Annotated in this window: 7 protein-coding genes; 3 read left to right on the top strand and 4 right to left on the bottom strand. The window is 69.9% G+C overall.

Translation table 11 applies throughout. The annotated features are described in order from the left end of the window. Nucleotides 1-88: 88 nt before the first annotated feature. Nucleotides 89-295 carry a cold-shock protein gene (locus tag ACFDTC_RS17590; protein WP_089884979.1) on the top strand — a complete coding sequence of 69 codons (207 nt, stop codon included), beginning with the start codon at nt 89-91 and terminating at the stop codon, nt 293-295. Between the two features lie 85 nt (nt 296-380). On the opposite strand, the gene ACFDTC_RS17585 is transcribed toward ACFDTC_RS17590, so the two are convergent. Further along, nucleotides 381-836, bottom strand: coding sequence for a low molecular weight protein-tyrosine-phosphatase (locus ACFDTC_RS17585; protein ID WP_375260174.1), 456 nt, complete (start codon nt 834-836; stop codon nt 381-383). 52 nt (nt 837-888) lie between these two features. Between ACFDTC_RS17585 and ACFDTC_RS17580 the strand changes: the two genes are divergently transcribed. Then, nucleotides 889-1,584: an NAD-dependent deacylase gene (locus ACFDTC_RS17580; RefSeq protein ID WP_375260176.1), complete on the top strand. Its 696-nt coding sequence runs from the start codon at nt 889-891 to the stop codon at nt 1,582-1,584. Between the two features lie 7 nt (nt 1,585-1,591). Here the strand turns inward: ACFDTC_RS17580 and ACFDTC_RS17575 are convergent, their stop codons facing one another. From ACFDTC_RS17575 to meaB, 3 genes are all read right to left on the bottom strand, one after another. Continuing rightward, the gene (locus ACFDTC_RS17575; protein WP_375260173.1) at nt 1,592-2,053 is read right to left on the bottom strand and encodes a copper chaperone PCu(A)C; all 462 of its coding nucleotides are present in this window, start codon (nt 2,051-2,053) and stop codon (nt 1,592-1,594) included. Between the two features lie 192 nt (nt 2,054-2,245). Then, the gene (gene rpmB / locus ACFDTC_RS17570) at nt 2,246-2,533 is read right to left on the bottom strand and encodes a 50S ribosomal protein L28 (protein WP_375260175.1); all 288 of its coding nucleotides are present in this window, start codon (nt 2,531-2,533) and stop codon (nt 2,246-2,248) included. A gap of 116 nt (nt 2,534-2,649) precedes the next feature. Continuing rightward, on the bottom strand, nt 2,650-3,678 hold the full coding sequence (meaB, locus tag ACFDTC_RS17565) for a methylmalonyl Co-A mutase-associated GTPase MeaB (protein WP_375260172.1): 1,029 nt from the start codon (nt 3,676-3,678) through the stop codon (nt 2,650-2,652). A gap of 78 nt (nt 3,679-3,756) precedes the next feature. On the opposite strand from meaB, the gene ACFDTC_RS17560 reads away from it, so the two are divergent. Beyond that, nucleotides 3,757-4,658 (top strand): DEAD/DEAH box helicase (locus ACFDTC_RS17560; protein WP_375260171.1); only part of this gene is annotated, 902 nt, incomplete at its 3' end.

Genomic DNA, 4,658 nt, shown 5'->3' with positions numbered 1-4,658 from the left:
TCCCGGCGACGGAGCAACCGATACTGCTCTGACTACGCCGCGCCGCTGCACTACTGCGAGCGGGAAGACACTGACAGGAGATCTCACGATGGCCACCGGCACCGTGAAATGGTTCAACACCACCAAAGGCTACGGCTTCATCGCACCCGACTCGGGCGGCAAGGACGTGTTCGTCCACATCTCGGCCGTCGAGCGTTCGGGACTCACCGGCCTCGCCGACAACCAGAAGGTCACGTTCGACCTGCAAGCCGGCCGTGACGGCCGCGAGAGCGCGACCAACATCGAGCTGGCATAAGCCACGCCGCGCCGTCGTGGCCCTGCCACGTCATCGTGACTGAATTTCGGGTCCGGCCGCCACGCGCTGCCGGGCCTTTTTCGTGTCACCGCCCCAGCGTGTCCAGCATCCCCGCCGCGCAGCGCTCGACCAAGTCCAGCGCGCCGTCGAAGTCGCGGGTGAAGTACGGGTCCGGCACCTCGGTCACGCCGGCCTCGTCCGCGTAGTCGGTGAACGCCACCACCCGCGCCCCATCCGTGCCCGGCCGCAGCGCCTCGACATCCGCCTTGTTCTGCGCGTCCATCACCACGATCATGTCGAAGCGGTCGAAATCCCGCGCCGTCACCTGCCGCGCCCGCAGCCCCGACAGGTCGTACCCCCGCGCCTTCGCCGCCGCCTGCATCGGCCCGTAGGGCGGCTGCCCGACGTGCCAGTCGCCGGTGCCCGCGCTGTCGAACTCCACGCTCACGCCGCGCTCGGCCGCCATGCGCCGCGCCACGGCCTCGGCGCTGGGGGACCGACAGATGTTGCCCAGGCAAACGAAGAGGATACGCTGTGTCATGCTCCAGCGGTACAAGCTGGACCGCACAGGCTCAAGGAAGAAGGAGAGCGCGATGCCGAACCGGATCGTCGTGCTGACCGGCGCGGGATTGTCGGCGGAAAGCGGGCTGGGCACGTTCCGCGACAAGAACGGGATCTGGACCCGCCACCGCATCGAGGACGTCGCCACCCCCGAGGCCTTCGCCCGCGACCCCGACCGCGTGCACGCCTTCTACAACGAACGCCGCGCGCAGGCCGCCGGCGCCCGGCCCAACCCGGCGCACGAGGCGCTGGCGCGGCTGCAGGAGCGGCACCCCGGCGCGGTGACCATCGTCACGCAGAACGTCGACGCGCTGCACGAACGCGCCGGCGCCACCGCGCTGCACATGCATGGGGAACTCGCCCGCTCCACCTGCGCCGCCTGCGGCCACCGCTGGACGGCGCCCGAAACCATGCACCCCCGCGATCCCTGCCCCGCCTGCGCGGCACAAGCGACGCGGCCCGACGTGGTCTGGTTCGGCGAGATGCCCCACCACATGGACGAGATCGAGCGGCACCTGCTGTCCTGCGACCTTTTTGCGGCGATCGGCACGTCGGGAAACGTCTACCCCGCCGCCGGCTTCGTGCAGGAGGCCGCGCGCGCCGGTGCCCGCACGGTCGAGATCAATCTGGAGCCCACGGACGTGTCGGGCCTGTTCGATGATCACTTGGCGGGACCGGCTTCAAAGGTGGTGCCGGAATGGGTCGAGTCGGTGCTGGACGCGGGCTAGGCCGCCTTCAATGCTTGGCCATGCCGGAATGCTCGGCGATCCGCTCGAGATCGACGGGCACGTCGACAACCGTCTCGCCGGCGTTCTCGAAGACGAGCGTCAGCGTGACAGTTTCGCCCTGCACCAGATCACGGGTCAGGCCCATCATCATGACGTGATCGCCGCCACGCTCCAGCGCGTGCTGTCCGCCCGCGGGGATCACGAAGCCCTCTTCGACATGCACCATCCGCATGATGCCGTCGCCCTCGGCCCGGTGGGTGTGCAGTTCGACTCGCTGGGCGGCGTCGGAGCGCACGTCCATCAGCCGGTCGTCGGTATCGCCGGTGTTCTCGATCACCATGAAGGCCGCCCCAGTCGGCGCGCCAGGCATGGCGCTGCGGGCGTAGGCGTCGGTCACGACGATATCGGCAAGCGCGGGGGCGGCGAAGGCCAGCACGAAGGCGCCGGCGGTGAGGATCTTGGTCAGCATCGTGTCATCCCTGGACTGCTGGAGGAACACGCGAACGTACGCTGCTGAGCGCGTCGGGTTCCGGAACGTCGTGTTGGCTTTTGGCTGCACGGGATGTGCACCCGGGCGCGCCGGAGGGCAAGCGTGCCCGGCAACGAAAAAGACCCTGCGGCGCAACACCACAGGGTCCGGCAGTTTCGCAGTGGCGAAAGCTCAGGCTTCGGCCTGTGCCTTCGTCAGCTCTTTCTTGATCTTCAGCGCGCGATCGGACAGCTCGGTGTCCTTCGCCTTCATCAGGAACTTGTCCAGCCCGCCGCGGTGATCGACCGAGCGCAGCGCGTGGCTCGAGATGCGCAGCTTGATGCCGCGGCCGAGCGCCTCGGACTGCAGCGTCACATCGTTCAGGTTCGGCAGGAAGCGCCGACGGGTGCGGTTGTTGGCATGGCTGACATTGTTGCCGACCATGGGCCCTTTACCGGTCAGTTCGCAGACACGCGACATGGGTTCATCCTCGTTTTCTTCGGGCAGCGGGCATGGTCCCGCGCAACCAATATGCAGGGCCGCCTTGCGGCGCCCGGAATCTCGTCGCGCTTCTCTAGACGCGGTCGGTGCGGGCGTCAAGCCTTAGGGGCCGCCTGTCGCGACTGATCCGTAGTGCGATCCGCAAGGTCCAGTTGAAGGTACTCGCCCAGCAATTCCGCGGCCGCGGCGGTGGGCGTGATCGCGCCTTCGGCCACCTGGCGGCCCAGCGCCGTCATCGCGCCGCGCACCGGCTCGCGCTTGAGGCGGGCAAGCAGGCCCTCGCGGACCTCGGCCTCGAACCAGAAGCGGGCCTGGTCGGCCCGGCGGGCGTCGAAATGCCTTTCGGTGCGGCGCCAGTCGGCCAGCGCCTGCATCTCGGCCCAGGCGGTTTCCAGCCCCGCGCCCTCGACCGCCGAGACGGTCATCGCCTTGGGGAAGCCGTCCGGATCCTGCACCCGCTTGCGCAGCAGCCTCAGCGCGCCGGCGTAATCGGCGCAGGTGCGCGTCGCGGTGGTCTTGAGCGCGCCGTCGGCCTTGTTGATCAGCAGGATGTCGGCGATCTCCATGATACCGCGCTTGACGCCCTGCAGCTCGTCGCCGCCGCCGGGCGCCAGCAGCAGCAGGAACAGGTCCGTCATCTCGGCGACCATCGTCTCGGACTGGCCAACGCCCACGGTTTCAACCAGCACGACATCGAAGCCTGCCGCCTCGCACAGGTCGATCGCCTCACGCGTGCGGCGGGCGACGCCGCCCAGCTGGCTTTGGGCCGGCGACGGCCGGATAAAGGCGTTCGGATCGCGCGACAGATGCTCCATCCGCGTCTTGTCGCCCAGGATCGAGCCGCCCGACCGGGCCGAGCTTGGATCGACCGCCAGGACCGCGACGCGCAGGCCCTGCCCCGTCAGCATCAGGCCGAACGCTTCGATGAAGGTGGACTTGCCGACGCCCGGCGTGCCGGACAGCCCGACCCGTAGCGCCTGCGCGGGTCGATCCTTCAGCCGCTCCAGCAGGGCTGTGGCGATCTCGCGGTGATCGGCGCGGCCGCTTTCCACCAGCGTGATGGCGCGGGCCAGCGCGCGGCGTTCGCCGGCGGCGATGCGGGTGGCGAGATCGTCGATATCCATGCCTCTGGCATGCCCCGCGTCGTGTGCGAAGTCCAGCCCGGCTGGCCAAGCGGGCGGGCCTGCCGCATAACGCGCCCCATGCGCCTGCCCATTGACGACGCCCTGCCTGCCCTTCTCGACGCGCTGCGCACCCGCGGCCGAGCCGTGCTGCAGGCGCCGCCCGGCGCGGGCAAGACGACGCGCGTGCCGCTGGCTATGCTGGACGCCGGGCTCACGCCGGGCCGGATCGTGATGCTCGAGCCGCGCCGTATTGCCGCGCGCACCGCCGCCGCCCGCATGGCCGAGACGCTGGGCGAGGCGCCCGGCCAGACCGTCGGCTACCGCATCCGCGGCGAGTCGAAGGTGTCGAAGGCCACCCGCATCGAAGTGGTGACGGAAGGAATCCTGACGCGCATGATCCAGTCCGACCCCGACCTGCCAGGCATCGGCGCGGTGATCTTCGACGAATTCCACGAACGCTCGCTGAACGCCGACCTCGGGCTGGCGCTGTGCCTCGAGATCGCCGGCGCGCTGCGTGACGAGCTGCTGCTGCTGGCCATGTCGGCGACACTCGACGCCGAGCCTGTGGGCGCGCTGATGGACGCGCCCGTGGTGACCTCGGAAGGGCGCGCGTTTCCGGTCGACACGCGCTGGCTCGACCGGCCGGTGCCCAAGGGCCAGCGGTTCGAGGGCGCCTTGGCCGACCTAATCGTGCAGGTCCTGTCCGAGACCGATGGTGGCGTGCTGGCCTTCCTGCCCGGCGAGGGTGAGATTCGCCGCACCGAGGCCGCGCTGAAGGGTCGCCTGCCAGCCGACGTGCGCCTGCGCCCGCTCTACGGCGCCCTGCCCTTCGCCGAGCAGCGCGCCGCCATCCAGCCAGAAACCGAAGGCCGCAAGCTGGTGCTGGCCACCGCCATCGCCGAAACCTCGCTGACGATCGAGGATGTGCGCGTGGTCGTCGATGGCGGCCGGGCGCGGCGGGCGCGGTTCGATCCGGGCGC

The sequence above is a fragment of the Citreimonas sp. genome (assembly GCF_042096055.1).
In the GTDB taxonomy this organism is placed as follows: domain Bacteria; phylum Pseudomonadota; class Alphaproteobacteria; order Rhodobacterales; family Rhodobacteraceae; genus Citreimonas.
Note: the sequence above shows the minus strand (reverse complement) of the source record. Positions and strands in the feature narration are given on the sequence as shown.

Excerpts from the sequence above, each read along its gene's own strand:
- ACFDTC_RS17590 (WP_089884979.1), top strand. The coding sequence starts at position 89 with ATGGCCACCGGCACCGTGAAATGGTTCAACACCACCAAAGGCTACGGC.
- ACFDTC_RS17585 (WP_375260174.1), bottom strand. The coding sequence starts at position 836 with ATGACACAGCGTATCCTCTTCGTTTGCCTGGGCAACATCTGTCGGTCC.
- ACFDTC_RS17580 (WP_375260176.1), top strand. The coding sequence starts at position 889 with ATGCCGAACCGGATCGTCGTGCTGACCGGCGCGGGATTGTCGGCGGAA.
- ACFDTC_RS17575 (WP_375260173.1), bottom strand. The coding sequence starts at position 2,053 with ATGCTGACCAAGATCCTCACCGCCGGCGCCTTCGTGCTGGCCTTCGCC.
- rpmB (WP_375260175.1), bottom strand. The coding sequence starts at position 2,533 with ATGTCGCGTGTCTGCGAACTGACCGGTAAAGGGCCCATGGTCGGCAAC.
- meaB (WP_375260172.1), bottom strand. The coding sequence starts at position 3,678 with ATGGATATCGACGATCTCGCCACCCGCATCGCCGCCGGCGAACGCCGC.